Origin of the sequence: Caballeronia sp. LZ062, assembly GCF_031450785.1 — a bacterium.
GTDB lineage: Bacteria > Pseudomonadota > Gammaproteobacteria > Burkholderiales > Burkholderiaceae > Caballeronia.
Genome location: NZ_JARTWB010000002.1, coordinates 44641 through 71521 on the forward strand (window position 1 = coordinate 44641; position 26881 = coordinate 71521).

At 57.8% G+C, this 26881-nt stretch carries 24 protein-coding genes and 1 pseudogene; 13 read left to right on the top strand and 12 right to left on the bottom strand.

What is annotated here, in order from left to right; genetic code table 11:
• Positions 1-7 precede the first annotated feature (7 nt).
• Positions 8-1039: an anthranilate phosphoribosyltransferase gene (trpD, locus tag P9239_RS06270; RefSeq protein WP_309749675.1), complete on the bottom strand. Its 1032-nt coding sequence runs from the start codon at positions 1037-1039 to the stop codon at positions 8-10.
• Positions 1040-1043: 4 nt separating this feature from the next.
• Positions 1044-1628 (bottom strand): aminodeoxychorismate/anthranilate synthase component II, encoded by a 585-nt coding sequence (locus P9239_RS06275; protein WP_309749676.1) that lies wholly within the window; start codon positions 1626-1628, stop codon positions 1044-1046.
• Positions 1629-2041: 413 nt separating this feature from the next.
• Here P9239_RS06275 and P9239_RS06280 point away from each other — a divergent pair, with 413 nt between their 5' ends.
• The 9 genes from P9239_RS06280 (at position 2042) to P9239_RS06320 (ending at position 10932) form a co-directional block, all read left to right on the top strand.
• Positions 2042-2758: a hypothetical protein gene (locus P9239_RS06280; RefSeq protein WP_309749677.1), complete on the top strand. Its 717-nt coding sequence runs from the start codon at positions 2042-2044 to the stop codon at positions 2756-2758.
• Between the two features lie 154 nt (positions 2759-2912).
• The gene (locus P9239_RS06285; protein WP_309749678.1) at positions 2913-3161 is read left to right on the top strand and encodes an AlpA family transcriptional regulator; all 249 of its coding nucleotides are present in this window, start codon (positions 2913-2915) and stop codon (positions 3159-3161) included.
• Positions 3158-3517 (top strand): hypothetical protein, encoded by a 360-nt coding sequence (locus tag P9239_RS06290; protein ID WP_309749679.1) that lies wholly within the window; start codon positions 3158-3160, stop codon positions 3515-3517. Before P9239_RS06285 ends, P9239_RS06290 begins: the two co-directional genes overlap by 4 nt.
• A 15-nt stretch (positions 3518-3532) precedes the next feature.
• Positions 3533-3880, top strand: coding sequence for a hypothetical protein (locus P9239_RS06295; RefSeq protein ID WP_309749680.1), 348 nt, complete (start codon positions 3533-3535; stop codon positions 3878-3880).
• Positions 3880-5289: a DUF3987 domain-containing protein gene (locus P9239_RS06300; protein ID WP_309749681.1), complete on the top strand. Its 1410-nt coding sequence runs from the start codon at positions 3880-3882 to the stop codon at positions 5287-5289. The genes P9239_RS06295 and P9239_RS06300 overlap by 1 nt, the downstream gene beginning before the upstream one ends.
• A 97-nt stretch (positions 5290-5386) precedes the next feature.
• Positions 5387-6586 (top strand): hypothetical protein, encoded by a 1200-nt coding sequence (locus tag P9239_RS06305; RefSeq protein ID WP_309749682.1) that lies wholly within the window; start codon positions 5387-5389, stop codon positions 6584-6586.
• Between the two features lie 852 nt (positions 6587-7438).
• A complete protein-coding gene (locus P9239_RS06310) occupies positions 7439-8689 on the top strand; it encodes an inovirus-type Gp2 protein (RefSeq protein ID WP_309749683.1) in 1251 nt (416 codons plus the stop codon).
• Between the two features lie 138 nt (positions 8690-8827).
• Entirely contained in the window at positions 8828-9265 is a 438-nt protein-coding gene (locus P9239_RS06315; protein WP_309749684.1) for a hypothetical protein, read from the top strand.
• 278 nt (positions 9266-9543) lie between these two features.
• On the top strand, positions 9544-10932 hold the full coding sequence (locus P9239_RS06320) for an MBL fold metallo-hydrolase (RefSeq protein ID WP_309749685.1): 1389 nt from the start codon (positions 9544-9546) through the stop codon (positions 10930-10932).
• A gap of 513 nt (positions 10933-11445) precedes the next feature.
• On the opposite strand, the gene P9239_RS06325 is transcribed toward P9239_RS06320, so the two are convergent.
• Complete coding sequence (locus P9239_RS06325; protein WP_309753915.1) at positions 11446-12015, bottom strand: hypothetical protein; 570 nt, start codon at positions 12013-12015, stop codon at positions 11446-11448.
• 483 nt (positions 12016-12498) lie between these two features.
• Between P9239_RS06325 and P9239_RS06330 the strand changes: the two are divergent.
• Positions 12499-12960: pseudogene (locus P9239_RS06330) on the top strand (ornithine cyclodeaminase); the annotation flags it as partial.
• Positions 12961-13512: 552 nt separating this feature from the next.
• On the opposite strand, the gene P9239_RS06335 reads toward P9239_RS06330, so the two are convergent.
• The 3 genes from P9239_RS06335 to P9239_RS06345 form a co-directional block, all read right to left on the bottom strand.
• Positions 13513-14646, bottom strand: a complete 1134-nt coding sequence (locus P9239_RS06335) for an NYN domain-containing protein (RefSeq protein WP_309749686.1) — start codon at positions 14644-14646, stop codon at positions 13513-13515.
• 1988 nt (positions 14647-16634) lie between these two features.
• Positions 16635-16844, bottom strand: a complete 210-nt coding sequence (locus tag P9239_RS06340; RefSeq protein WP_309749687.1) for a hypothetical protein — start codon at positions 16842-16844, stop codon at positions 16635-16637.
• A 582-nt stretch (positions 16845-17426) separates the two neighbouring features.
• Positions 17427-18014, bottom strand: a complete 588-nt coding sequence (locus tag P9239_RS06345) for a DUF4087 domain-containing protein (protein WP_309749688.1) — start codon at positions 18012-18014, stop codon at positions 17427-17429.
• 111 nt (positions 18015-18125) lie between these two features.
• On the opposite strand from P9239_RS06345, the gene P9239_RS06350 reads away from it, so the two are divergent.
• The gene (locus tag P9239_RS06350; protein ID WP_309749689.1) at positions 18126-18428 is read left to right on the top strand and encodes a helix-turn-helix transcriptional regulator; all 303 of its coding nucleotides are present in this window, start codon (positions 18126-18128) and stop codon (positions 18426-18428) included.
• Positions 18429-18435: 7 nt separating this feature from the next.
• On the opposite strand, the gene P9239_RS06355 is transcribed toward P9239_RS06350, so the two are convergent.
• Complete coding sequence (locus P9239_RS06355) at positions 18436-18633, bottom strand: hypothetical protein (protein ID WP_404980071.1); 198 nt, start codon at positions 18631-18633, stop codon at positions 18436-18438.
• 7 nt (positions 18634-18640) lie between these two features.
• On the opposite strand from P9239_RS06355, the gene drmB reads away from it, so the two are divergent.
• Positions 18641-20557 carry a DrmB family protein gene (drmB, locus tag P9239_RS06360; RefSeq protein WP_309749690.1) on the top strand — a complete coding sequence of 639 codons (1917 nt, stop codon included), beginning with the start codon at positions 18641-18643 and terminating at the stop codon, positions 20555-20557.
• 39 nt (positions 20558-20596) lie between these two features.
• Here the strand turns inward: drmB and P9239_RS06365 are convergent, their stop codons facing one another.
• From P9239_RS06365 to rpe, 5 genes are all read right to left on the bottom strand, one after another.
• Positions 20597-21289 (bottom strand): hypothetical protein, encoded by a 693-nt coding sequence (locus tag P9239_RS06365; protein ID WP_309749691.1) that lies wholly within the window; start codon positions 21287-21289, stop codon positions 20597-20599.
• A 124-nt stretch (positions 21290-21413) separates the two neighbouring features.
• On the bottom strand, positions 21414-22661 hold the full coding sequence (locus tag P9239_RS06370; protein WP_309749692.1) for a tyrosine-type recombinase/integrase: 1248 nt from the start codon (positions 22659-22661) through the stop codon (positions 21414-21416).
• 163 nt (positions 22662-22824) lie between these two features.
• Positions 22825-24321, bottom strand: coding sequence for an anthranilate synthase component I (gene trpE, locus P9239_RS06375; protein WP_309749693.1), 1497 nt, complete (start codon positions 24319-24321; stop codon positions 22825-22827).
• Positions 24322-24742: 421 nt separating this feature from the next.
• Entirely contained in the window at positions 24743-25483 is a 741-nt protein-coding gene (locus tag P9239_RS06380) for a phosphoglycolate phosphatase (RefSeq protein WP_309749694.1), read from the bottom strand.
• Entirely contained in the window at positions 25480-26169 is a 690-nt protein-coding gene (gene rpe / locus P9239_RS06385; RefSeq protein ID WP_309749695.1) for a ribulose-phosphate 3-epimerase, read from the bottom strand. Before rpe ends, P9239_RS06380 begins: the two co-directional genes overlap by 4 nt.
• A 263-nt stretch (positions 26170-26432) precedes the next feature.
• Here rpe and apaG point away from each other — a divergent pair, with 263 nt between their 5' ends.
• The gene (gene apaG, locus P9239_RS06390) at positions 26433-26807 is read left to right on the top strand and encodes a Co2+/Mg2+ efflux protein ApaG (protein WP_309749696.1); all 375 of its coding nucleotides are present in this window, start codon (positions 26433-26435) and stop codon (positions 26805-26807) included.
• Positions 26808-26881: the final 74 nt, after the last annotated feature.

The following is a 26881-nucleotide window of genomic DNA, read 5'->3' on the forward strand; positions in this document are numbered from 1 at the left end:
AATTCCGTTATTTGGTGAATTGCTGCGTGAAGCGTACCAATACCTCGACCTTCTCGCGCGCCGCGCCGCTTTCGATCGCTTCGCGCGCGGCGGTCATGCCGTCGGCGATCGAATCGCATATGTCGGCGGCATAGAGCGCCGCGCCCGCGTTCAGTATGACGATCTCACGCGCGACGCCCGCCTTGTTGTTCAGCGCCCCGAGCAGCATGGCTTTCGACTCCTGCGCGTCCTGCACTTTGAGCGAGCGGTTGGAGACCATCTGCAAACCGAAGTCTTCCGGATGAATCTCGTACTCGCGCACTTCGCCGTTTTTCAGTTCGCCGACCTTCGTCGCCGCGCCGAGCGACACTTCGTCCATGCCGTCCTTACCGTGCACGACGAGCACGTGTTTCGCCCCGAGCCGCTGCATTACGCGAACCTGAATGCCGACGAGGTCTTCGTGAAACACGCCCTGAAGCTGGTTCGGCGCGCTCGCCGGATTCGTCAGCGGCCCGAGGATGTTGAAGATGGTGCGCACGCCGAGTTCGCGCCGCACGGCCGCGATGTTCTTCATGGCCGGATGATGATTCGGCGCGAACATGAAGCCCATGCCGGTTTCGGCGATGGAGGCGGCCACTTGTTCCGGCGTCAGGTCGATGTTGACGCCGAGTGCTTCGAGCACGTCCGCGCTGCCCGACTTGCTCGACACGCCGCGGTTGCCGTGCTTCGCGACTTTCGCGCCGGCCGCGGCGCTGACGAACATGGACGCCGTCGAGATGTTGAATGTGTGCGAGCCGTCGCCGCCCGTGCCGACGATATCCACGAAATTGGAGTTGTCCGCGACCACGACATGATTCGCGAACTCGCGCATGACCGTTGCCGCCGCCGCAATCTCGCCGATGGTTTCCTTCTTCACGCGCAAGCCGGTGATGATGGCGGCGGCCATCACGGGCGACATCTCCGCGCGCATGATCTGGCGCATGAGATGCAGCATTTCGTCGTGGAAGATTTCGCGGTGCTCGATGGTGCGTTGCAGGGCTTCTTGTGCAGTGATCGTCATGTTCTCAAGCCCGCTTGCCGGACGGCGTGTTCTTCACGAAGTTTTCGAGCAGCGCATGGCCGTGCTCGGACAGTATGGATTCCGGATGGAACTGCACGCCTTCGACGGCAAGTTCCTTGTGACGCACGCCCATGATTTCGCCGTCCGCCGTCCACGCCGACACTTCCAGACAGTCCGGCAACGACTCGCGCTCGATGGCGAGCGAGTGATAGCGCGTGACGTTGAAGTGCTTCGGCAGATCGGAGAACACCCCTTTGCAGTCCGTCTCGATCTGGCTCACCTTGCCGTGCATGATGGTCTGCGCGCGCACGACGCGCCCGCCGAACGCCTCGCCGATGGCCTGATGGCCGAGACAGACGCCGAGAATGGGCAGCTTGCCGGAAAATTCGCGCAGCACGTCGAGCGTGATGCCTGCGTGCTGCGGGTTGCTCGGGCCGGGCGAGAGACAGATGCGCTCGGGTTGCAGCTCCGCGATCTGGTCGAGCGTGATTTCGTCGTTGCGATACGTGCGCACGTCCTCGCCGAGTTCGCCGAAGTACTGGACCAGGTTATAGGTGAACGAATCGTAGTTGTCGATCATCAGAAGCATTTTTTGCTCCAAGTCGATAATTTGTTTGGGTTTCTCGGTGAGAATTTTCGAGAAATATGGATTTTTCGCCCCAATTTCACCCCATTCGTTTTGGCGAGGTGCTATGAGGGAAGCCCAAGGTGGGCAGGCAAGGGAGGTCGTGTTGGCTTAACGCCAACCGAAGAAGAGCAGGACGGAGGGAAATCGAGTGCTGTGTCGCATGGCGAACATTCTACAGTACAGCAGGCACGCGTTGCGGTAGCCTCGGGCATGGATCGGCCTCGATGGCTACCTGGCGACAGTGCAAGGTGAGTGTACGTTTCGGCTAACGTGTGAGCGAGTGTCGCCCCTTCCGCCGAGCATTCGGTGGTGAAGTCAAGATTGCTAGGGTAACCTCGCGATGGCAATGTTGCCGTTACACCTTTGATCACAGCATGACTCCCAATAACCACGACCAATTACCCGCGTCTGCGACTGCGCCTGCGTTCATCGCCCGTTGGGAACAGATCCTTTACAACATCAAGCAGTCCTACCTCGAGTTGGCAAAGAACAGGGCCGGGGCAAACTTCGAGCGAGACATTTGCCAACCGGTGGCCTCGCTTGACCGCGATGATGTAGAAGACCCGATCGAGATCGTTCGGCAGGTCCTTCCTCCTGCTGATCGGTCGATGTCTCGAGAGGAAATCGAGCGAATCCGACTCGCTCCCGTGTTGGTCGCGTCAGTTTACTGCTACCGGGCGAGGCAAGCCGAATACCGAGGCGATCGCGATCTCGGTTGGACACACCTGATTGATGCCGGGTATTGGTGTGCCATTGCGCGAAGTGGAAACAGCATCGGTCGGGCGATGCAGCTAGCCGTAAATGAAACCCGGGAACACGGTGTCTCGGTGTTCTCGCTTGAGGGCAATAAAGCCAAACGCGAGTCGCTAGACCTCTTTATCGCCGAAGCGTACCGCCTAGTACGGGAAGGAAAGCCGACCGGGTCCAAGTGGCCGAAAATCGTAGATGCGGCTCTGGCGATCCAGTCTCATATGCTTGAGTTCGCCAAGAACAAGGGAATCAGGGCGGTTCCTTCGAATATTCAGCGTCGATTGTGCGAACTGCTCGGCAAGATGCCGGATGCTCTCGAGTTGTTTGAGACGAGGGGTTAAGCGCGAAAGCCAGATGTAGCCAGAGCCCGCGCCCACGTTTCCCGGGCGACGAGGGCGTTTCCCGGAGTACGTCGTAGATTGCGGATCTTGTCCTTCCTAGAATCGATTCTGTTGGATCCAACGAAATTCAACCGAATCGAAAGTGAGGACAAAGATGAACCGCAGCGTCGTGCCGTCTCAAAAAGTGCTGCGCATCCCGGACGTTCAAAAGAAGACCGGGCTGTCGCGTAGCACTATCTATAACAAGCTCAATCCGTCGAGTAAATATTTCGACCCGACCTTCCCGAAGCCGATCCGTCTCGGTAGCGGTCCCACCAGCTCGGTGGGGCTGATCGAGTCCGAGATTGACGCCTGGATCGAAATGCGTGCGGCTGCTCGCTATATGGCGAAGGAGGCGGCATGACCCATTACGAACACGATTTTCTTCTGCCCTATGACATGAAAAATCTTCTGTCGAAGCAGGATTGCGCGGCGCTTCCGCGCAGCCATCGATATGCGGTTCATCTTGCTCAAGCGCTGCTCGATCACGTGTCCGGCACTTGCAAGGAAGTGATCCATATCGAGAGCGTTCTTGACATGACGCCGAATTACGGTTTGACGACCATGGCGGTGCTGCGTGCCGTGCTTGTTCTGCGGTCCAGCCGGATGATCGGCATGAGCATGCACTACGGAAAGCTGAAGTTGATCATTTTGAATCCGGCGCTCTTTTCGGCTGCGACGTGGATCCGTGATATCGCAGCTCAACTTTGCGTAGCGTAAAGGAGAACGGAGAACATGGCAAAACTCATTTCCTCCGAAAGCGCGAAGCCGGACGTCGCCGGCGCGATGCAGGCCGTCCGCGCAAAGAAGTCGCGCGCACAGATCAAGGCGGAACGCTTCCAGCCCTTCGTCGAAGTGATCGACATGGCTCTTGCGGAAAACTGGTCGTGGTCGGCGATCGTGACACTGATCCGCAAGCACGACGGGCCGTCCGTGACGAAAAAGGAAGCAGAGGAACTGTACACACAGCTCAAGAGCCAACGCATGCCTCCCACGGCGGCCGAACTGATCATGAAAGACGTGCTCGCCGGCAAGGCCACGAACGCGCCGCACGCTGATGCGAAGGATACGGTGAGCGCGTGATGAACCACCCCGCCTATCCAACGGGCGGGGGCTTTATGCCCTCGCCAAATTTCGGCCCGAAGTCGCAGCTGAAGAATCACGTGCCGCCTGGCTATGTCGCACCGTCGTTGCAACTAGCGATCAGTGCACTGACGCCCCGCATGTACCGTGCTGCGCACGAGTGTTGCACCATTTACGGGGCTGGTTACGGCGCCGTTCTAGCGAACATGCTCGGCAACGTGTCGTTCGCGGTTGCGGGTAACTTTCGCATCCGTGGCCACAATGGCCGCTCGATGCCGCTCAGCCTGCACATTCGGTTTGCAGGTGCGCCCCTGAGTGGCAAGACAGAAGCACACGATCGGTTCATCGCGCCTATCGAGGAAGCGATGAAAGGCTGGAAGAAACCGTGGCTTTTCAGCGACGTGCGGCCTCCGACTTTGGTGCGCAAGACTCGTGCGGGCTCGGTTCTGACCATGCTCAGCATGCAGGAAGGCCGCGGCCATCTGGACGGTCCGCTCAGTCGTTCTTTCCAGGATCTGAGCGACCTGTACGACGCCAAGATACCGCCATTCGCTCGCGCCGATGACGATGACGACCACCTCATTGAGCATGCGCCGAACAGCGCGATTTTCGTCACATGCGTCAACGTGCAGGACGACAAAAATCGCGAGTGGCTCGACAAGTACGGAAAGAGTGCCATCGAATCGGGTTACCTGTTTCGTCTGCTGATGATGGAAAGCGACGAGCTTGCCACCGAGGGGACTGCCGAGCATCAACCGGAATTCGCGCTCCGCGATTATGACGATCGCATTGTTGAGTTGATCACGAACGGCATGATCAAGCTGAGGGATACGCCAGTGAACCGACTTCCGGAAATCATGGTTGAGCCTGCCACTGAGCACGTCCTGCGGCAAGCTCAGGAGCGTTTCAGATTCATGGCGAGCGCAACGCTGCCGGAGCGTGACGTGATCGTGTTTGGCGTGCGCCTGGCGGCCAACGCGCGCCGGATTGCCGGATGCATGCACGTATTCGAGCACTACGAAGGCCCTGTATCGGCTGATACGATGAGTCGGGCCGCGATGATCGCAGAGTACTTCGGAGCGTGCTGGCTCGCAACCGTGTTTCGCCCGAAGCCGTTGCCCGAAGCCGATCAACGTGGGGGGCATCTGCTCGAGTATCTGTGCAGTTGCGCGCGTCAGGTCGGGCAGCAGATGTTGAGCTGCCGGAAAGCCGATATCGAAGCGCTGGCACCGAACTTCGGATGGTCGAAAGCCAACATTGGTGAGGCCATCACGTGGATGTGCGGGCACGGTTTCGCCCACGTCGTACCGCGCATCGAAAACGGACGTCGCATTATCAAGCTTGAGCTAATCGTGAACCACGGGGAGTTTCTCCCGGGGCATCAGGGCTACGCGCCGCGCCTCACCTGATCAAATTTAACGCATCCCTGTCCGCCGTAAGGTGGGCAGGGCGTTTTGCTGACTCGCTGGCGTGCAATAGATCGCCGACGCACCCTGTATACCCGTCATGAATACCATTAAACCGTCTGGCGATAGCCCACCCTTGGATCCGTCACGCACCACGCTGGCCCGGCATATTGGGCTGATGGTGACGCGCATCGTTCGCTACAGGAGTGTGCCGGACCAGAAGTATTGGCGCCATCTCGCCCGCCTGGATCAATTCATGCGTTTGGTACTTGCATCGCACATACCGCCGTACCAAACGTTTTTCGATGGTGGTTCCGGCTTGACCACGCGACGGGCAAGACCGACGTTCATCGATGAACAGCGCACAATTTCGCTCGCCGATCATTTCCCCGAGCTGCACGACTACAGCTATCTGGAAAACCCTCATCTTACTTATGCGCCGCATTTCGAGCTCTTCTTCGAGCTATTCCGGGGGCATCGAATGGCTTTCTGCCGTGGGACGCCAGATTCCAGAATTGGTGGCGGGTTGATCGTCGCCGACGTCTGCAACGATTTCGCTGATTTGCTACGAAAGGTCGCCGTGGATCGAGGGCTGAGCCGTGCGATGCACAACTGGGAAATGAATAGCGAAAGCAATCTGATCCGCCTTCGCGGCTATCTCGACGGGCTATTTGCCCGCGCGGTTAGCCTGACCACGGTGCACCTGAACGTAGTGCATACGACTGCGTATTTCAACTTGGAATACTCGACGTGGGCGGAGCAGGAAAAATTCCTGCGGGACCTTGGTGCTGCGCGACAGATCTTCATGAATCGGCGCAGTAATCATCCTGCGCTGTTCGAGCACATGAAAGGATTTGTCTGGTCGATCGAAACGTCGCTGATGGAGGGGTTCAGCCTTCACCTGACGCTGATCTTCGATACCGCAGGGCTGATGCATACCGGCAACCTAAATGGCGGGCTTGATACCCCGCTTGCGCTTTCACATAACCATGCCGACCAGCGACGCAATGTGACGTTTCCGCAGCTTCTCGGTGAGTACATCGTCCGGGTCGCGACGAAGGGAAATGGCCGCTATCTCGTGTGTCATCAGAGCCCAAGTCTTTACCCGGATTGGCCGTATGGTGTCATCGAGGCAAGCGATTCCGCGCGTCGCTGGCAACTCGAGGAGGCACTCGGCAATCTCGCCATGAAGCAGGATCTGGCGCGCCTGAAAAATTTGCAAAAAGGGGGGGGGGCCAGCCCCGAAACCCCCCATTCTTCGGAATGGGGCGTCTCGACGCCCGGCGTTCCAACAAGCTAGCTAGGCAGGCAAGGGCGATGCGCAACAATGGATAGCCGGGTCAAAATCAGTGACGATGTTACATAACCCGTTGATTGGATTGGGGCGCCGATTTCGGAGCTTACGGGGGCTTACGGGGGCTTGCGGGGCGGGCGTCCCCGGCTGACCGGGCAGCGACGTGACGGAGATGCAGAGGGTTGTGCGAGTGCAAGACGGAATTATCCGCAAAATATTTGCAGCAAAAATCCATTGCGTGAAAGCGTGCGTCGCAGCATGTTCTCATCAAATTCTGCTGAACAACTCTTGCGAATTCGCGGAGGAAATTTCGAGGAGATCGTTGCGGCTTTTTCGCGATACGCACTGCGGCTCACAGTCTGCTCGTGATCTTCGGTGCGGGAGAGCAACCATTTCTTTTTCGGTGACCGGCAGACGTAACTGCTTTTTGTTCGCGATGCCCAGCGTTTTCATGCGTCTGGTCGCATCGTATCTCGGCGTCATCGGGCAGATCTTACTGCGTGCATAAGTATGCTATGAGGAACGGCATAAAGATGCGTATTTCACAATAGGTTTTCGATCGAATCGATGATTTTTCTCATGTATCACGTCTTCACGTACTTTTGCCGCGTAAGTATGTAATACGAAGTGCTTAAGATATGGGCGGTGTTAATTCGTGAATAAATCAATAAGCTGGTGCAGGCTTAGGCGATGTCCATCATTGTCATCAAGGCGTGTTCTCACGTTCGATTGAGAAACGAAAAAAGAAGGCCTCAGCAACACGTGAGATTACCTCAATGTCAGATCACTCAATGTTACCGAGACAGAACACGACGACTCACTGTCGCTCCGGCAGCGACGGACCACATCATTTACATCATGAACGAAATACTGGAAGACCAGGAAGCGCTGGAGGCACTGTCACGCCTTGACGAGCGTTTGAATCACGAACGCGTCGTGCATGACGGCGAACTCCGTACATTGGTTCATGCGAGCAGCCGATATCTGTTCTATATCGATCAGTTCGTCAGGGAGATCGAGCAGGGAGCGAGATTGGGATTCGTCGAAGAACTGACCCCGTATGCAAAGAAAAAACGGATACGAACGTTTCCGCTGGCAAAGAAGTACTACAGGAAACTGAATGACTGGCTAGGCCGTTACTCGGAGCGAGCATCATATTCAACGCATATCGAAGCGTTCTACGATGCATGCAAGGAACTTGGACTCATCGGCAAGAATCGGTTCGGATTTGGTGAGCCAGGCGACACCGATATTGACAATGACATCCCGTATACGAGCTGGTTCAACGAACTGGTTATGAAGATTCATGAGCGTTGCAGTAGACGCGAGTTCAAGGAACGCGAGCGATTGCGCAGGGTCCGCGAAAAGGAACAAATCAGGCGTCTTGAAGAGTTTGAAGCGGAACTCTTCTCCCTAAGAGGTAGGTCGCGGTGGCTGGTGCTCAGTTTGACGATGGAGTATCGGGCCGAGTATCGTCGATGGATCACGATTGACGATGTGCAGAAGCATCGCGACAAGTTCTTTGAGAAACGCCGCTCCAAAAGGCACCTCATGTCGTGCGTCAAGGCCTACGTCTGGGCCATGGAAGAAGGCGAGAAAACTGGGTTTCACCTGCATGTGCTTCTATTTTGCGAATGCGTGACAAGAGACGACGAGGGATTGGCGCATCAGATAGGAAACTATTGGAATGAAGAAGTAACGGAAGGCAAGGGGAAGTTCTGGAACAGCAACCAAGAGTGGTTGAAGTCAAGATATGCCAAGCATGGGCACGGTGTCGGAGTCGGCCAGATCGACCGCACTAACGATGGCATGCGAGAGGCACTACGTGTGAATCTGCGGTACGTTGTGAAAGCCGAACAATTCTTTCAGATAAGGTGCGATGGCAATGTCCGTTCGTTCGGCATGAGCGGGGTGCCAAAGAGGCTCAAGGACGGTCGTCCTCGTAAGGGTGGCGCCGTTGGTGTCGAGAAAGATTGTGATGGCCAGTTCGAAGGCATGCAGCAGGAAGATGACGTTGTGCGGCAACAGGCTGCAGACGCTACATGCCACTGGCGCAAGTCGGGGGTGCCGTTGCCCTTTCCAATTGAGGCGACCGTATCGGTAGACTGAAATCGAGCGTAACGGCAAGAAGGAAGAGCCAAGCAGCGGCTCTTCTTTCTCGCTGGTGTCGGCGAAGATGTTCGGCACGTTCGGCCGTGCGACCGCCGGTGATCATGAACACCGATTTAGTAGTCAAACGTAAGACCGTTGTCGGGCCAACAGCGGTCGTTCCCGACCTTCGCGGAAATCGTGGACAATTGCAGCGTCCAACAAGCGAGCGCGATGGCTATGAGTAGCAAACTGCTGATCTTTAGCGAGAGAAACGATAAATTCGATATCGATGACACCATTGCACTCATCGAAGCGTTGAAGGGCATCTCAGACCCCAGAAGGGGAGAATTCATCGGCGCGATCTTCGAGGCGGATTTCGAATCCAACGGGAATACGACCATCGTAAGAATCTCCACCGACGCGGAAACGATAACGGCCGAAGGGCTCGGGGATGAATCGCTGATGTTCGCTCTGTCGCTTCAACGGCACACCGCCATCAGGTTACGAGCGGTTGACATGGATGACAGCTCCGATTTGATGCTGGTTGACATTGCGTCGATTGACGCTTTTCGTGACGCCATAGAAAAGCGGTAGAAATGTCCAGCTGTCCTTAATGTGTCGGAGGCGTCCTGCCCTGTGAGTCCGCACCCGGCCATCAGTAGACCTTACACTGTCATTGTCCCATATCGAGCCTGCATCGCTTGACTATGTTAGCTTCATAGAAGGGGTAAAGCCAGAAGCCAGCCATGATCGCTCTGTTTTACCCATAGTTAGGTATTGCACCAGAGTCGCCCCTGAGCGGAGATCGAGACTTATCCTGGTGACGGCCGCGCTCGGTTATTTTAAAATTCACGTTTATGAAAAGAAGAAATATGCTTACGTTTGCCGAACACGAGTTTATGCCGGTAGGCCAGGGACTCTTCGCTGTGGGGGCTATAGGCCAATCCGATGACGATGCTCCGCGGTTTCGCTGGGTATTTGATTGCGGGACGCTATCGGGGCCGGCGCTGGTTGAGGGCGCGCTTGACCGACTCGAGGCCGATGTCAAACGAGGCAGTGCAGGCAAGCCTTCGTTGGATTTGGTCGCGATCTCTCATTTCGATACTGACCATTTGAGTGGGCTGGCGGATCTGCTGAAGCGATTTCGCGTCGAGATCCTTATGCTTCCGTTCACACATCTGGCCCAACGACTGGGGTACATGTATTCGCGGCGACAGTACACTGCGAAGGTAGATCGCGCGTACTACATCGACCCGATCGGGACGATCTTGGGGATAGAAGGCGTGGACATCGGCCAGATCCTTCTAGTGCCTCCATCCAATGCCAAACCGGTCTCGGACCAGCGAGATCCGCCAACCGCGCCGACGCTCCCCCCTGGATTGAATGACGAAAGGCGTAGAGAACCCGAGAGACTCGTGTTTGATGAAGACGACGTTGAAGACGCGTTCGATCGCGTGGAGCTCGAGGTAATGCGAGCGTCTGCAGCACCGCGACATGTCCCCGTTCGCGTAATGAAAGCTGGTTCCGCGGCCACGTGTTTGGGTGTCTGGGAGTTTGTTCCCTATAACGAGCCGAGGAGCACGAGCAAAGCCACCGCCGATTTCCTTCATCGAGTCGAGGCTAAACGCGCAGCCCTTCTCTTGTCTTCCTCGCCAGAGGCGCGGACGGTCGCCATTTCCGAGCTCCGGAAAACGTATGACTTGCACTTCGGCGACTCCGCGAAAGCAAGAAATGTCATTTCGCTATATCTGTATTCAGGTCCAATCGCGCGGCATTTGCAGACTCTGTCGGTCGGCCAGAATCCTCTCATGACCGTGAATCGGAACTGTATGTGGGGCTGCCCTATTTGTTGGGAAAATTGGTTTGACGCAACGCAATTACCTTGCGTAGGTGATGCTAGCGGCGTGCTCTACACTGGCGACGGCTACGTCAACAAGCAAAGTCGGTGGGACGAAATGCAATACTATTTCGGCAAGCAGCGAACCGCACGCCTGGTTGCCCTCCAAGTCATGCATCATGGTGCTCGTGCCAACTGGTTTAAAGGCATCGCCAAACTGATTGGTCCGACGATCAGCGTCTTTAGCTCAGACCCAGAGCGCGGAACAAGACCGAAGAAGGGTAAACTCAACGGTTCCGCAAACGCCGCACGGAAACCTCATGAGCCCCATCCTCACGCCGACGTGCTGCAAGACTTTGGACCATACTACCCGGTGCAAGCCGACAAGTTCCAAGGCGTCCAGATCCTGACCACATATGGCTGACGCTTGGAAGCAGTGTCGAATCAATGCTTCAGCCGCCTTTGGATTCACATTGATTTGCGGGTTGAGTAGTCCATAAAACCTAGCGTGCCCGGTGCGGGAACGAGGGCCGACGAGGTCAAAGACGAACGTCCGGTACTGGTCGGGTGCCGCCCGTGACGACGGGCGGGACGCGGCCATTTCCTGCCGTTCGCCTTATGCGAGGAGCGGTTGTACAAGCGGCAGCTTCATTTCTTTTTCTGCCATTAGCCGCTTTGGCGATGTTGCTCTCTTCGGATATCGAGGCTCACTACGCTCTGCGTCTGCACGCTATCGCATTGCAGGCCATGCGCCTTCCGCAGTCGCTCACCTTACAAGCTTATGCAAACGCCTCCAACCTTCCAATTAAGATCACCCGCCGAGGTCATCGACCAGTCGGGGTCATTCTAAACGCAGCGTTTCCGCTGACAGGCGATAGCCGTCCGGCATTGCGTTGAGCAAACAGCGAATTCGCTTCCCATCGAGCAACACTACTTCTCAGCGGACAACGCCGAATGAATCGCGAAACGCATTCATAACGAGCATATACTGCCTGCGTATCTCCTGCTTACGCGCGACGTTCCCGCTCATGAATTTCAGCGACCATCCTGGATCCCATTCATAGTTGCAGTGAATGGTGCGATCGCCGTCCGGTCCCTTGATGTATGAACGGATCTTGGCATCCTGACCCGAACCAACGTACGGCTCGAATAGAATCTCCATGTACAACTGGTACGCCTTATATACATCTTCGCTGAACAGATGCCGATATATGTTGATAGTCCTATCTAATTCTCGCTTTGTACTTATGACGTCATTAGGAGAAATCTCTTTCCAATGGCCCACCCAAGCGTAGAAGCAGAAAAGCGTATTCAATTGAGGAGCTATTGTGTCGTAAACTGCCAACCTCTTCTCTATGAGCTTTTGATTTGACCACTGAGCGTGCTCGAGCCGCTTCAGGCGGCGGCTAATAAACCAACCAAATGCGGCAACCGACAACGGAGTCAGCACTCCCACAAAAAGCTTCACCACCTCGAGTGAATTCCACGGACCGCTGAACTGTTGCATAAAAATTCCTTTCCAGGTAGCTGACGCTTCGATGCTGTTGGTTCCAACGAGGCGATGAGCGCGAAATTGTGTCGTTCTCGCATGCCCCGTATTCTCTTCGTCCTTATCGAGCGCGCCCTGGTGTGTCGTCTCGCCCAGCACGCAACGTCGTGCGGCGAGTGACCGTTGTACTTCTAGGGCGGACGCTGAGATCTTACCTCCCCAAAGGCTGCTCCGGGTCGGCATGCGTCCTTTGCCGCCGTCCGGAGCCGACGGTCAGTCGCACCGCGTGCTCCTGCCGACGTCTGGGCGCCGGGTTGAGACGCCCCGCGGCTTCGCCATGGCGTGAAAGGGTTCCTAGAAAGAAAGTGAGACTGATCACTCTGTCAGTCACGTTTGTCATTTCGGCAAAAACCTGCAAGAAAAGCAGCATTTGAGCCGCTATCGACTGACGCGCGACTTTGGGAAACTCTTCTCATCATTTAGCCCGTCAGGAGATAACCCATGCATTCCAACCTTCCCCGTTGTGTCTATCTAAGCGCCGATGATGTCGTTCGCCTTGTGCAGCGCGCGGGGCTGTCACACTGTATCGCAGGTATGGCCGAACGCATTGAACGCGACTTTTTGCGGTGGCCCGATTTCGACAAGAGCGCGCGGGTCGCATGCCATTCAGAGGATGGCGTGATCGAACTGATGCCGATTGCAGACTCAAAGGAATTTGCCTTCAAATACGTGAACGGACACCCGAAGAACGCGCGTCAAGGCTTGCCTACTGTTATGGCTTTCGGCGTACTGGCCGACGTCGATACAGGCGCGCCGCGCTTGTTATCCGAATTGACGCTGACGACAGCGATCCGCACGGCCGCAACGTCGGCGCTCGCAGCGCGCCAACTCGCGCGTCCTGAATGCCGTGTGATGGCGCTTATCGTCCGGCGCTTCGAGGTTGGCAATCGACTGCGCAGCGAGCAACACCGCGCACGCCAACAACTTGAATTCGTCAATGCCGACCTTGACGTGGGCCGGTCGCTTGCGATACACACACTTGCTTTCGGCCGTCAGCTTGGGGATATAGGCCTTCGTCGCAGCCTTCCCACCAGGTCAGCCTGATCGCCGCGCACGTACTCCATGGCGTCTTTTCCCGAACACTGCTCAATGGAATGACCCTTGCGCTTCACCGACCGCGCGAAGGTTTCGCCGCGACCACTCGCGCAAGGAATCCGGTTCCGGCGATCGAGCGGCTACTTTTTTGAGGGTGCTGCCGTTCGGACGCAACTGCGTCGCGCCCGACGACCGTCTCTTCATGGCCGACCCCGGAAGTTCGTCGGACGCCCGCTCGCCGCTGATCGCGTCGATCCGCGAGCTTCCTTTGGCGCCCCTCAACGGCCACCTGGCGTTGCAGATCTCCGTCGTCGCTTACGGGAGGCAGAACAACCCTCCGCTGTCAGGCAGGCGTAGACACACCCGGTCAATTTGTCCGCTGGCCTTGGCTGTTGTTGGTTTCGTCGCCCGCCCGCTCAATCAAGCAGGCCTCGTCATTTTGAACGTCGCGTCGCCGTCAGCTTTTAGGTCGATCTCAATGTTGATATCGTTCATCTCGTTGTTTAATTCGCAAAGCCCACGTAACTCTGCCTCGCTGAGATGGTATCTCTCGAAGTGGTCGACTCCAGGCTTTGAAACGGCTTCTAACAGGATCTCTAGCGGCCAAGTTGGATCAATGCCTCCTTGGACAAATCGATCGCCGAGATCTTTAAGCTTTCGCCCAACGTTGTCTCCCTCCAAGAATTTCGCCAGCTCGGCTTGGAATGAAACGATCCCAACGTCGGCCGCCCTGTCATGGAGCGGCATGAAATCTTGGTCGGACGACACGATGCAAATTGAATCAACCTCTTTGTTATGAAAAGCATCCATCGCTCTCATGACAATGCGCGTGTCGACTTCCTTTTCGTCGAAGCGGCTTACACCTTTCGGTCCGACATAAAGGCTAAAGAATCCCGCTTCCGATTTAGAGTGTTCGATGTTGTCTTTTAGGCAAGCCGCAAAGTCGTCGTAAGCAGCGTAATCCCTCTGGAACTTACCTTTTTCCTCGATAATGCCTTGTTTCAATTGTTCTAATTGCTTTTGCGCCTCTATGCTACCTTTTCTGGCTTCTTTCAACAGGCGCCACTCAATGTCCTCGAATGGCGCGGGCGCGTAAAACAACTCGAAGTTGGGAATGACGTTGAGGTAAACGGCGTTTGACGCGACCCGCAATTCTTCGCCTAGATGAGGCCGTCCGTCGATGTAATCGACCTTCACCGAGTCCACCAGCGCCTTATAGTCAGCTGATGGCATGGGCTGCATGGCGAGGACGCGCCGCGTCATTACCTCAAATGTTCTCTTAATCTGCAAATACGCGAACCGGCTGAGGACCAATCCATCCTCGATTGGGAAACTGTGTCCGGAGAGCCACTTGTGCAGGGCGAGATACATGCCTTGAAGATCGACAAGAACTAGGCTCCTGTGGTCCACCCGCCTCGAACCCGCTAGTTCTATTCCGTGGTTTGCTGCGTTGATCTGCGCGGCAATAAGGCTCTTCCATTTATCGGCTGCCGCAGCCTTTTCAGCTGCAAACCTAAGCCCATTCGGTTGCCGCCCAAGCCCAGTCTTTCGCATTTCCTAGCCCAAAAGTTTTATCGAAGGGTACGTCTGGCGAATCGCGGCAATCCTAACATGCGGAACCGCCGATTCCCTCGGCGCAATGGGCAACGACGAGTCTGAGAAAAAGCCTTCGAACTCGCTGGGATGTACCGACCCCCGGGCGAGCAGCCCATGGGATCGCCGTCGAAGCGGGTTGACCGTGACAGACATCCGTTCATTTCCGGCGCTAAGACCGCCATCTGGATCAATAGGTTATGGCTGCTGAAGCAAGGCGCCGGAGTGTCGTTAGTAATAACATAGAGTCGGCTCGCCACCCTTCTGCAAAACCAATCTGCCGCTCCGGTCCGCACCGGACCATCGAATCAACGCCCTTCGTGGCAGATGTGAGGCAGCGCAGTACGTCGCTTGCAGTTATTCAATTCTTAGCGTGAAATAGCGCCGCTAGCTTCCGCTGCTGTCCGTCAATCACAGCAACGGCCACACGACGCAAGCTTGGAGACTAAAAATGACGTTGCAAGTGTACTCGCAGGACGAATTTCCGCTACCTTATGGTACGAAGGCCATATCCGCACAGGGTGTATGCCTGTACCACGTTTATACGGGGCGTAACGCTTGGCACTCGACGTGGATACAGAGATACAACAGTGAGAGTATGCATGCTTCATTATTCGCGGCCAAACGCTATGCTGAAACGCTACGAAAGGCTGGCACGGTGGTTTATATCCAAGAACTGCCAGCGCTTGTAGTCCGAAGCAAAGCAGGATGCCTCATCGCAACGCAAATCAACACGGAATCTCCTCTGCGAGAATATAAGCCCTATATCAAGATGGAGAGTGGTACTCCGCAATCGAGGGAGTGGGGCCTGCACTGGTTACATAAGGAATCAGATCTACGGAGGATTGCAGATTCCCTGCAAGCAACAAGCAGTTGGTGGCGAGTTCCGCCCCCCCGTCAAGATTCGGTAGTTTTGCTAGCCTCGGACGACCCCTTTGAGGAGTTCGGTCCATTGGATACTAACCCGAGTCTTTTTCGCAGCCTTGCGCTTGGCGGCAACTACACGTTGGCGTGGGAATCAACAGACCGGGTTCTCAATCCTGAGCCTGTCCAATATCTTGAGCGTATGTTTTCAATCGCGAACTCGGCTGTATTTTCGGACGGTCGATGGAATGACTAGCGTGACCCGGCGGAGCCTAGCTAAAGCCGAATCGAAGCGACGATTTCCAGCCGAACAGCGAAACAACTTCGAAAAAAAGATGCATTCCCTCACTAATAGCACACGGAAAGAGATTGAAGCTCGCCTTGCAGGGCTGGGTTACGTTCCTAGTGGTACTGGGTGGCGCGTGGTTTCGCTGACTGGCACGCGTGCGCACGTAACACTTTGCGTGGCGGCAGTTTTGTCATATGTCTGACAAACACGCAGAGCGGTACGGTTGGCGCCACGGTGTCGTGGTTCCGAGACCTAGCTGCACATAGGTTCGATGTCAACAGTTGGGTCGAAGACGATGAGCTATTCCGACGGCTCGCTAGAGCGATCATCAATGATGAGACATTAATGGCGAATTGAATCGACCGCGACTTTTGAGTTCGGTCCGCTTGCGTCAAGCAGAGACCCCGGTAGCAATCAATGCAGCAACGCTCAGTAGCTAGGCTAGACAATGGATGCTCCGTGTTTACGATCCAAGACTCCGGCGCGAACGCCCGCCTTGACCCGACGGATGGCTCTATCTGCAGGCAGTTGAGGCGACTCATTCTTGGATGTTTGCGTCTGGAACTGTGCATGCCATTCCGGCCGAGCAGGCGCACGGCTGCTCAAGCTTAATGACCAGTATCTGGCGGAACGGACGCCTCTAGATGTCCGCGGCGCGCTGCCAGCGAATGACGCTTCATGGCCGATGCGAGCCCTCCGAAGATAGTCGGCGCCGCCGCACAACGGCATGTCAATCATTAGTGTGGACGGCCGCAACAGGCAAAAAAGAGAGCCCATCACACGTCGCAGGCTTCAGCTATTTCACGAGACTGACCCACGACTCGCGGCCTCTTTCGGCCGACGACGAACCGCCGGACAGTCCGCTCGTCTGCGTCGGCGTGAGCGGATTGCCGCTGGCAGTGAGCAGCGCCGATACTGCCGTCGTGACCGGCGTCACACTGGCTACCAACCGGCGCGCCGTCGTCGGGTGCGGCGCTGACGACGGAGTAAAGGTTACCGTAGGCACGGGACGGATCGGCCGCATAGATCACGAACGTGCCGTAGATCGACGATCGAGACGTCGTATCCGTCGTTGCTGCCGGATGTAGTGGTGACGCTGTTTCCGTTCGCATCGAACACGGTGACGATTGCGCCAGCCAGTGCATGGCCGATTGCGACCGTGCCGCTCATGGACGTGGCGGCGGCCGATGTCGTCGTTGTCGAGCCGCCGGCGGAGCCGGGCGTGCTGGACGCGGAGCCGCCGCTGCCCCTCCGCCACATGCGCCGAGAGGTGCGGCCATGGCAGCGCATAGTGCGAGCTTGGAAATGCCCCTGTTGGATTTGTTCTTCATGCATGTTTTCCTCATGAAATTAAGGGTTTCGTTTGCAATCCAGTGGAGCGCACCCGCCCCGGTCACGCGGCAGGCATTCAGATGGAACGCCGGCTGGTCAGCGTGTTTCCTGCCAGCCGGTGTGGGGCTTTGTTGAACGAGACTGTTTCGGCATAGCCCTTTGCCGTCACGAGCGTGGAGCGACGAAGGGAGCAGCGCAACGACCGGTCTCGCTGTTGGGGGCAGGGCCGGAAAGCGGCTACCTGTTTTGGCCGGTGTTATTTCAGGCTTTGGTCTTGCTCACAAGACGATGCTGGGAGAACATTTCCTGCAACGATTTTAGTAATCCGCATAGCCTGTCTGTTGATCTCTACCGTGAGGCAACCGCAATAGGACGACACTGGTCCAACCTTGGGCATGTTTTCGTAGCCTTCGGCGGGGCGTCCTCCGGCGGACGCGATCATCCAGTAACCCTCACGGTCGTGAAGCACTACACCGCCGGCCTTGTCAATCGATCCGCAGCGCTTGGCTGCCGCACTGTCGCTGTCGGTGACAGGGGAAGCGGATGACGCTGCCGTTTGAGAGGACATGACTGCCGTAGTGCTCGCTGCGAGGGCCGATTGGCGACACTGATCACGAAATGAGAGCGTCTTCTCGGCTGGCACATAGGCCGTATTGCCCTGTTCCGTGAGATATGCTCGACTCAGTTGGTCGACGCAGCCGGAAATGGCCGGATCGTTGATTACCTGCTGGGCCTCCTCAGCCTGCTGCTTCGCGATGGCCTCCCGCTTTTCGACTTCGACATCCGTCCCATGGTCATAGGTGATGTGCTTTACCACGTTCTCCTGCAAATCCCATACAGTCATTTCGCCGTTGATCTGGTTGTTGTCCCATTCGGCATGGGCCGTATGTTTGCCCGTGCCGGCATCATAGGCATCCTCAGGCCCCTGCTTGACGCCGTTGACATAGGTGAGTGGATGGACGAGCTGCTTGCCGTCAGGGGCGTACTGACACAGGAACAGGTCGCGGAGCAGCTTGGGATCGGCAACGAGGCCGTGTCCCGCATGGAGCGCGGCCTGGTGATGCCGACTGTCGCGCGCCTGATGGAACTCGCCGACATCTTCGAGTGTGACGCGGCGGACTTCTTGACCGGCGCAAGCAGCCGCACGAGTGACCAGGCGAAGTACCTCGCCCAACTTCTGGCGAAGCTCAACGGCCATGACCGAGCGACGGTGATCGAGATCGTCGAACGTCTGGCCAGCCGTCAGGCCAGACGCTGACGGGTTTTCAGTACTCTTCAGGCAATAGAATCGTAGTCGCTGAACGATCGGCTTCTGTGATGAAACAGACCTTCCCTCTTCCGTCCGGCAGGTTGTAGTTCGATAGCAACCGCTTTCCTGCCAGCAATGCCAACTCGTTTGCGGCAAGTTCTTCTGCGCTCAGATCACCCCAGTCACCGTGAATATGCCGCGCGAGCAGCAGCACACCTTCGGTGCTCGCCGCCGTCCGTAAGGTTCTCGGGCCGCAAGTGGAAAACCTGCGTGTGCCGCCGTTCCAGAAGAGCGAAGTCGTAGATCCGTGGTCAGCGGAGGCGAACATAGGTGTGCCTGTCCGCCCGTTTCCTCGCTGGATGCGCTGCGTGAAGTGCGGCCTGCTGTCACCTTTCGACGCTGGGCTGTTCGAGATCAAGGAAAACCGCTTCCGACCGGAGCGAACCCGCTTCGTCCACAAGGGATGCCGCGGCTCCAAGGGCGATCAGCCCGCGAAGGATGCCGATGCCGTTCCAGCACGTTTTCTCTTGGCTTGTCGTGACGGCCATCTCGACGATTTCCCGTGGCGCTACTTCGTCCACGGAGGCAACAGTTCGTGCAAGGGAACGCTGCGGTTCTTCGAGAGCGGAGCCTCGCTGCAGACTGAGAACCTCTGGGTGAAGTGTGATGCCTGCGGTGCATCGCGCAGCATGGCGAACGCTTTCGGCAAGGCCGGGAAGGAAAACTTGCCGAGCTGCCGAGGTAGGCATCCCCACCTCGATCATTTCGACGAGGAGTGCGATGAGGAGGCGCGGGCAGTCCTGCTGGGTTCGACCAACAGTTGGTTCCCGATCACTCTGTCGGCGCTTGCCATCCCGCAGGCCGAAGACCCGCTCGGCCAGTTGATTCAGGACAGCTGGGCTGTCTTTCAGGGTGTCACGTCTGAGGCCATGGTTCCGATCGTGGTGCAAACGCTGAAGGTTACGGGCAGTCTTCCCGGTATCGAAAAACACTCGGAATCGGACATCTGGTCGGCCATTGAAGCTCATCGCAACGGCGGCGGACAGGAGGTCGTCGGCGAGGCCGACATCAAGGGGCCTGAGTGGGAGGTGCTGATGGCAGCCAATCCGCCGGCGGATTACCCGCACTTCATGAGCAAGAAGGTTGCCACGCCACCCGGCTTTGAGAGGCAGGTCCGCAGAGTGCTGTTGCTGGAAAGGCTCCGCGAGGTCAATGCCTTGTTGGGCTTTACTCGCGTGGAGGCGCCCGAAGAAGCGAGTGATCCGAACGAGCGCCCGCAGATGGCGAGCCTTGCGCGTCGCAAACTGGATTGGGTTCCCGCGAATCAGGTTCACGGCGAGGGCATCTTCATCCAGTTCGACGAAGATGCCCTCCGGAAGTGGGAGGCCCTCAATGGCGTCAAACAAGTCGATCGGATGCTTGAGGGCGGTCATCGCGGATGGCGCAATTCGCGCCACCTCGATCCTAACGAGGGCTACCCCGGCATCCGGTACGCCATGCTCCACACGCTCTCGCACTTGCTCATCCGCGAACTGGCGTTGGAATGTGGTTACAACGCGGCGAGCATCCGCGAGCGAGTCTATGCCGACGTGTCGGGTGCGGATCCCCAAGCAGGTATCCTCATCTACACGGCGGCAGCCGACTCCGATGGGACGCTGGGTGGTCTCGTCGATCTCGGCAAACCGGAAAACCTGGGTGGACTGCTTCGGCAGGCACTGAACCGATCGAAGGTCTGCTCGTCCGATCCGCTCTGCTCAGAGCACGATCCCGGCAAAGACCGTTCGCTGCACGCAGCAGCTTGTCATGCATGCAGCCTGGTCGCTGAGACCTCCTGCGAGCGGGGCAATCGTTATCTCGACAGGTCATTACTGGTATCGACTCTCGAGCGAGAGCTGGTTCCCTCCGCGAGGCTCTACGCTTGGCGCGAACGAGCCGCCCGGTTCGCGGACGGGCGGGTTCACGCCAAGGTCGCGGTCGCCGACGGCTACACGTGCTTCATCACCAGCGCCAACCTGACGGGCCATGCGATGGAACAAAACATGGAGGCCGGCGTGCTCCTCACGGGCGAGCAAATCCCGAGGTTGCTGCAAGATCATTTACAGGCGTTGGTCGATACCAAGACGGTTTCGCCCGTTTGACTCGTCGCTTGGCAAGCAAGACGGGCACTGCGCGGCTGCTCAGTCCCAGACGACTTCACAACCGAGATATTCACGAAGCACGATCTTCACAACTAATCCACTGGCTTGGCTGACACGAAAGCGATAGTTTCCTTCTTGCACTTCCAGCCATCCTTCGTTGAAAACATCGGCGCCTGCCACAAGCAATCTCTGCATCGCCCGACTTCCGACTTCCGGCCAGATATCAAACACATCGTCGCCACCCTCGAAGGCGGCGCGCTCATCTGCGGACATGAGTGACAACGGTTTTAATGCGCAATGCGATGGTTCTTGGATTTGTGGCTCGTTGAGTTCGAACGCTGCATGACAGCGTGCTAGTTTGAGAGCGACTCGATTCACTCGATCGTTTTCGACTACCCAGATCGGACCGTCTACGCCTTCCGTCCGTGCCCGTTGCAATCGGGCCAACAGCGAAGAGTTCTCCCGCAAGATTCGAGCGATTTTGGTTCTGCGCATTGTTTCGGACGCAGTGTTCCCTGCGATGACACATTCGAGCAAACAGGCCAGATATTCTTCGTCGAGTGAAAGGCCATTGTTGCATTTGCGGCACGCCGGGGCCGCCATGAGATTTTCCGGGTACGGCTCGTCCAAAAGAACTTTCGACGGGACATGATCGACAGTTTCGCTTGGCCCACCGCAATGCACGCAGAACCCTTTGTTTCGATCGTCACCGTAACATCGCAGCTGCTGCATCTGGCGCCTCCTTCCCTTGATCCGAAACGTGCGAATGGCACAGTGTGCATTGGATGGCCTACTGATTTCGGATGATAGACGAAGAAAAGCCGCATTCTTTCTTCTAGGCTGCACGGGCACGGGGCTAAATCGTGAGCCCCTGCTCTGAAATGTAGTCCGCATACTCCTGCATCATCACTCGCCTTTGCTTCAGGTACTGAGCTTTGTTGTACGTCCCGACAACTTTTTTCTTCTCCACGTGCGCAAGCTGTCGGTCAACATGCTTGGGATTGAAGTCTTCCTCATGCAGATAGGTTGAGGCTGTGCCACGTGCTCCGTGGGCCGTGAAACCAATGCTGTCGCGGCCGGCAAATCCCATATATTCCAGCGCACGATTAATGGTCGTTGCGCTCATGTAGCGTGCATCGTCGCGCCGATTCGGGAACAGCCATGCCTTGGTACCTGTCAGCTGCTTCAATTCCGTAAGAAGTGTGACGGCTTGGGCCGATAGTGGGACGACATGAGGCAGTCGTCGCTTCATCCGGTCGGCCGGGATGGTCCACAGCGCATTTTCCAGATCGAATTCTGGCCAAGTCGCGGCGCGCAATTCGATGGTGCGTACAAACGTTAGCAGTAGAAGTTTGATTGCAATAATCGTCGTACGCTGCCCGCGGTACTCCTTAAGCTTGCTGAGCAGTCGCTTGAGTTCGTCGGCGTCGAGCGGCCGGTTGTTTTTTGTCGGGGGTTTGGCAACGACATCGGACAATTTGAATCCCGCGGCAGGATTGTTGTCGCAGCGACCGCTTGCAATACCCAGCCGAAAGACACCGGAGCACCACATCTTGATTAGTGTCGCGATGGATGGGGCACCGCCCGCCTTTCGTTCCGTCCCGGTCGTTTTGCCGCGTGCGCCAATGCTTCTGGTCAGTCCATAGATGTCGGCGCTCGTCAACGAGCGGAGCGGACGCTTTCCGATTTCTGCGTCACGGATATAGCGTCCGGCAAATCGTTCGACTTGATCCAGGTAGGACGAGGACCACTTGGGCCGATTGATGTCGATCCATTCCGCCATCACTCCCCAAAACGTCGTTGCCTGCTCGGCCATCGTTTGCGCGACCTGCTGGCCGTCGTGGGCTTTGGGGTGGATGCCAGCTTTGACGAGTTTTTCTGCTTCAGCTCTACGCGCGCGCGCTTCTGCGAGCCCGATCTTGGGCCAGCGACCAATCTGGTAGGTGCGGTCTTGTCCGTCAAGGCGGTATGCCCAGGACCAGCTCTTGGTTCCAACCTTGCTGACGGTCAGCGACAGGCGGTTCAGATCTGACAGCTTGTACGGCTTGTCCTTGGGCTTGGCCGCGTTGATCGTCGAAGCCGTCAGCGCCTTGGCGTTTTTCATGGGGTGAACACTCCGAAATTTCACCCCATTTTACTGGACAAGACTGGTGTGTGACAGACGGCGTTGGACGGAACTTGTTTAGTGATAAGGGTTTATGGGCAGGATTGGATGTGCTTGGATCCGAATGCTAGTTATCGATCATCAGCAGCATGGTCTTGTCTCCTCAGAAGTCGCTGTCGAGGCCGTCTTGCACTTGCTCGGCCGCGCGCAGCACGGCGCGCGCCTTGTTCTCCGTCTCTTGCCATTCGGATTCGGGCACGCTGTCCGCGACGACGCCCGCGGCAGCCTGCACGTACAGATTGCCTTCGTGGATGAGGCCGGTGCGAATGGCGATGGCAAGGTCCATCTCGCCGCTGAACGACAGATAGCCGACGGCGCCGCCGTACAGCCCGCGCTTGACGGGTTCCAGTTCGTCGATCAGTTCCATCGCGCGGACTTTCGGTGCGCCCGAAAGCGTGCCGGCGGGGAAGGTCGCGCGAAGCACGTCGAAATTGTTCATGCCGGGCTTCAGCCGGCCCTCGACCGAACTCACGATGTGCTGAACGTGCGAGTATTTCTCGATGACCATCTTGTCCGTCACCGCGACCGAGCCCGTCTCCGCAATACGACCTACGTCATTGCGCGCGAGATCGATCAACATGACGTGCTCGGCAATTTCCTTCGGATCGTTCAGCAGTTCGGTGGCGAGTTCCGCGTCGCGCTCGGGCGTGTTGCCGCGCGGCCGCGTGCCGGCGAGAGGGCGAATGGTGACGATACGGTCTTCGGCGCGCGTTTCCTGCCGTACGAGAATCTCGGGCGATGCGCCGACCACGTGCACGTCGCCGCCGAAGTTGTAGTAGTACATGTACGGCGACGGATTCAGCGACCGCAACGCGCGATACAGTGAAAGCGGGTTGTCGCGGAACGGCTTGATGAGACGCTGGCCGACTTGCACCTGCATGAGTTCGCCCGCCGCGATGTACTCCTTCGCGCGCCGAACGGCGTTCAGATAATCTTCTTTTGCGAACTCGCGATACGTCTCCGTGCGCACGCTCGCCGATGTCACCGGCGGCTGGACCGTCGCGCGCAGACGGCCGCGCAACTCGCGCAGACGATGCTTGGCTTTCGCATACGCTTCGGGCTTCGTCGGGTCCGCGTACACGATCAGGTAGAGCTTGCCCGCGAGATTGTCGATGACCGCGACTTCTTCGGTGAGCAGCAGCTGGATGTCGGGCAGATTGAGGTCGTCGCGCGGCGCGGTGTCAGCGAGCTTCTTCTCGATATAGCGGACCGCGTCGTAACCGAAGTAACCGGCAAGACCGCCGCAAAAGCGCGGCAGGCCGGGGCGCATCGCCACTTTGAAGCGTTTCTGGAACCGCTCGATGAACGCGAGCGGATCGCCTTCGTCGGACTCCGTCACGTTGCCGTCCGTGACGACTTGCGACACGCCGTTCTGCACGCGCACCGTCGTGCGGGCCGGCAAGCCGATGAACGAATAACGTCCGAACCGCTCGCCGCCGACGACCGATTCCAGCAGAAAGGAGTTCGCGCCATTGCGCTCGGTCTGGGCGAGCTTGAGATAAAGCGAGAGCGGCGTTTCGAGGTCGGCGAGTGCTTCGGCAATCAGCGGAATGCGGTTGTAGCCTTCGTTCGCCAGCGATTGGAATTCGAGTTCGGTCATCTTGCGTTCCTAGAGCGACGCGCGTTCCTCATGTCGGAGCGGCATCGGGAGATGCTTGAGGCGCTGCGAGCGGGTCGTTCGGCGGATTGTCGGTCGATGCGGCTTGGCCGCGCGGCATCGAATTGATTCGATGCCACTTGCGCGGCCTGGGCGGCAGTCTGGCATCAGGCGATGTGCGGCATATGCCGCGCCCGACGCAAGACAGCACATGCCTAAGCAAGGCTCGATGTACGACCAATCAACGGAAACGGCGCGGGAATGCGCAGCGAAACAAAAAACGGATGCTGAAGCGAAAGAAGCAGAACGCAACGTCACTTCAGCGTACCTCGGGCGAGGTTAGCGCGACCAGCGACGCCAGGGCCAGGCTCCCCGGTCGATGCTGCTCAGACTCCGTTTTCTGTTGAGAAACATGAGAGATGGACTATTCAGTCAGTGTGGTATCCGGCGGCGCGAGTGTCGCGGCGATCGCCGAAGCTGCTGCGCGCAGCGTGGAAACTATACCATCGGATTTCACCGATTGCACGGCTTTCCCATGGTTGTAACCGTAGGGTACCGTGAGCGTCGCCATGCCGGCGGCGCGCCCCGCGAGCGCGTCGTTTTCGGAATCGCCGACGGCCACCGTCTCGCGCGGCAGGACGTCCAGCCGCTCGCAGGCCGTGAGCATCGGCAACGGGTCGGGCTTCTTCAGCGGCACTGAATCGCCGCCGAGAATCACCTTGAAGTACTGCGCGATGCCGAAGTGCGACAGCAATTCCACTGCGAAGCGATGCGGCTTGTTGGTCACGCACGCAAGCGCGATGCCGAGTTCGCGCATGGCTTCGAGCCCTGCCTCGACTTCGGGGAACAGCGTCGAATGTTTGCCGTTGATCTTCGCGTATTCGCTCTGATACGTGGCGAGGGCGTCGTCGAACTGAGCGGTGGCCTGCGGGTGCGGCAGGCGCGCGCCAAGCACGCTGCGGATCAGATTTTCCGATCCCTTGCCGATGTAGCCCATGACTTCTTCCCGCGTGACGGGCTTGTCGATGCCGATGCGCGCGAGCATGCCGTTGAGCGCCGCGACGAAGTCGTCGGCGGTGTCGACCATGGTGCCGTCGAGGTCGATGATCGCAGCGCGAATCGGCCGGTTCGTGAAGGCAGTCGGCGGCGCGGTGACGTCACTCATTGCTGCGCTCCCGATTTCGCCAGTTCGGCGCGCATGGCGTCGATGACCTGCTTGTAGTCGTGCTTGCCGAAAATGGCCGAGCCCGCGACGAACGTGTCCGCGCCGGCCGCCGCGATTTCCGCGATGTTGTCCACTTTCACGCCGCCGTCGATTTCCAGATGAATCGCGCGGCCTGTGCGCTCGCGGTACGCGTCGATGCGGGCGCGCGCCTCGCGCAGCTTGTTCAGTGCCTCGGGAATGAAAGACTGCCCGCCGAAGCCCGGATTCACCGACATGATGAGCACGAGATCGAGCCGGTCCATTACGTGATCGAGATAATTGAGCGGCGTCGCGGGATTGAACACGAGACCGGCTTTACAACCGTGATCGCGAATCAGCGAAAGCGTGCGGTCGATGTGGTCCGAGCCTTCCGGGTGAAAGCTGATCACATTCGCGCCGGCTTTCGCAAAATCGGGCACGATGCGATCCACCGGCCGCACCATCAGATGCACGTCGATGGGCACTTCCGTGTGCGGGCGAATGGCTTCGCAGACCATCGGGCCGATCGTGAGATTTGGCACGTAATGGTTGTCCATCACGTCGAAGTGAATCCAGTCGGCTCCGGCGGCGACGACGTTGCGAACTTCCTCGCCGAGCCGGGAAAAGTCGGCGGAAAGGATGCTGGGAGCGATGTGAAATTGCGCCATGGACGTATCCGGTTGAAGTCCGCAGGGACCAGGAAGCTCGATTCGCGCGGCCAAGCGTGCGGCCGACGGTCTGAAGCGTGATTCTAACGCGCGTTTTCGACGGAGTAAGTCGGCCGAACGGCCAGCTTGACCGCGCCGACTGGGCTCGCGGAGCCCGATCCGTGTTGCGGGCGCGGGCTGCATCAAGCAGAATGCCTGACCAGTAGCGGCGCGAGCGCGCGCTGTTTCTTCGCAGCGCAGCGATGAATTGAATTGGAACAACGATGAGCCAGTACGAATTCGCCGTGTCCGTCGAGACGCGGTATCTGCCCGAACAGTCCGACCCGGACAACCGCCAATACGCTTTCGCCTACACGCTGACGATCCGCAACACGGGTCAGGTGGCGGCTCAATTGATCTCGCGCCACTGGATCATCACGGACAGCGACAGTCACGTGCAGGAAGTGAAGGGGCTCGGCGTGGTCGGGCAGCAGCCGTTACTGGCGCCGGGCGAGCAGTTCGAATATACGAGCTGGGCCGTCATTGCCACGCCGGTCGGTACCATGCGCGGCGAGTACTTTTGCGTGGCGGAGGACGGCGAACGCTTCGAAGCACCCATCGCGGAATTTGCGCTGCACGTGCCGCGCACGCTGCACTGATTCCGCTGGCAGCGGCAGACGCGTTTTAGCGGCGTTTGGCTGAATCGTTCGCGCGGTTCTGGTGCTTCTTTTTA

What these genes read in the sequence shown, in the direction of transcription:
- P9239_RS06345 (WP_309749688.1), bottom strand. Translation starts at nt 18,014, where the DNA reads ATGACTGTATGGGATTTGCAGGAGAACGTGGTAAAGCACATCACCTAT.
- P9239_RS06320 (WP_309749685.1), top strand. Translation starts at nt 9,544, where the DNA reads ATGCTTACGTTTGCCGAACACGAGTTTATGCCGGTAGGCCAGGGACTC.
- P9239_RS06295 (WP_309749680.1), top strand. Translation starts at nt 3,533, where the DNA reads ATGGCAAAACTCATTTCCTCCGAAAGCGCGAAGCCGGACGTCGCCGGC.
- trpD (WP_309749675.1), bottom strand. Translation starts at nt 1,039, where the DNA reads ATGACGATCACTGCACAAGAAGCCCTGCAACGCACCATCGAGCACCGC.
- P9239_RS06280 (WP_309749677.1), top strand. Translation starts at nt 2,042, where the DNA reads ATGACTCCCAATAACCACGACCAATTACCCGCGTCTGCGACTGCGCCT.
- rpe (WP_309749695.1), bottom strand. Translation starts at nt 26,169, where the DNA reads ATGGCGCAATTTCACATCGCTCCCAGCATCCTTTCCGCCGACTTTTCC.
- trpE (WP_309749693.1), bottom strand. Translation starts at nt 24,321, where the DNA reads ATGACCGAACTCGAATTCCAATCGCTGGCGAACGAAGGCTACAACCGC.
- P9239_RS06365 (WP_309749691.1), bottom strand. Translation starts at nt 21,289, where the DNA reads ATGCAGCAGCTGCGATGTTACGGTGACGATCGAAACAAAGGGTTCTGC.
- P9239_RS06310 (WP_309749683.1), top strand. Translation starts at nt 7,439, where the DNA reads ATGAACGAAATACTGGAAGACCAGGAAGCGCTGGAGGCACTGTCACGC.
- P9239_RS06285 (WP_309749678.1), top strand. Translation starts at nt 2,913, where the DNA reads ATGAACCGCAGCGTCGTGCCGTCTCAAAAAGTGCTGCGCATCCCGGAC.
- P9239_RS06380 (WP_309749694.1), bottom strand. Translation starts at nt 25,483, where the DNA reads ATGAGTGACGTCACCGCGCCGCCGACTGCCTTCACGAACCGGCCGATT.
- P9239_RS06305 (WP_309749682.1), top strand. Translation starts at nt 5,387, where the DNA reads ATGAATACCATTAAACCGTCTGGCGATAGCCCACCCTTGGATCCGTCA.
- P9239_RS06335 (WP_309749686.1), bottom strand. Translation starts at nt 14,646, where the DNA reads ATGCGAAAGACTGGGCTTGGGCGGCAACCGAATGGGCTTAGGTTTGCA.
- apaG (WP_309749696.1), top strand. Translation starts at nt 26,433, where the DNA reads ATGAGCCAGTACGAATTCGCCGTGTCCGTCGAGACGCGGTATCTGCCC.
- P9239_RS06300 (WP_309749681.1), top strand. Translation starts at nt 3,880, where the DNA reads ATGAACCACCCCGCCTATCCAACGGGCGGGGGCTTTATGCCCTCGCCA.
- P9239_RS06350 (WP_309749689.1), top strand. Translation starts at nt 18,126, where the DNA reads ATGGACGAGCTGCTTGCCGTCAGGGGCGTACTGACACAGGAACAGGTC.
- P9239_RS06275 (WP_309749676.1), bottom strand. Translation starts at nt 1,628, where the DNA reads ATGCTTCTGATGATCGACAACTACGATTCGTTCACCTATAACCTGGTC.
- P9239_RS06290 (WP_309749679.1), top strand. Translation starts at nt 3,158, where the DNA reads ATGACCCATTACGAACACGATTTTCTTCTGCCCTATGACATGAAAAAT.
- P9239_RS06370 (WP_309749692.1), bottom strand. Translation starts at nt 22,661, where the DNA reads ATGAAAAACGCCAAGGCGCTGACGGCTTCGACGATCAACGCGGCCAAG.
- P9239_RS06325 (WP_309753915.1), bottom strand. Translation starts at nt 12,015, where the DNA reads ATGCAACAGTTCAGCGGTCCGTGGAATTCACTCGAGGTGGTGAAGCTT.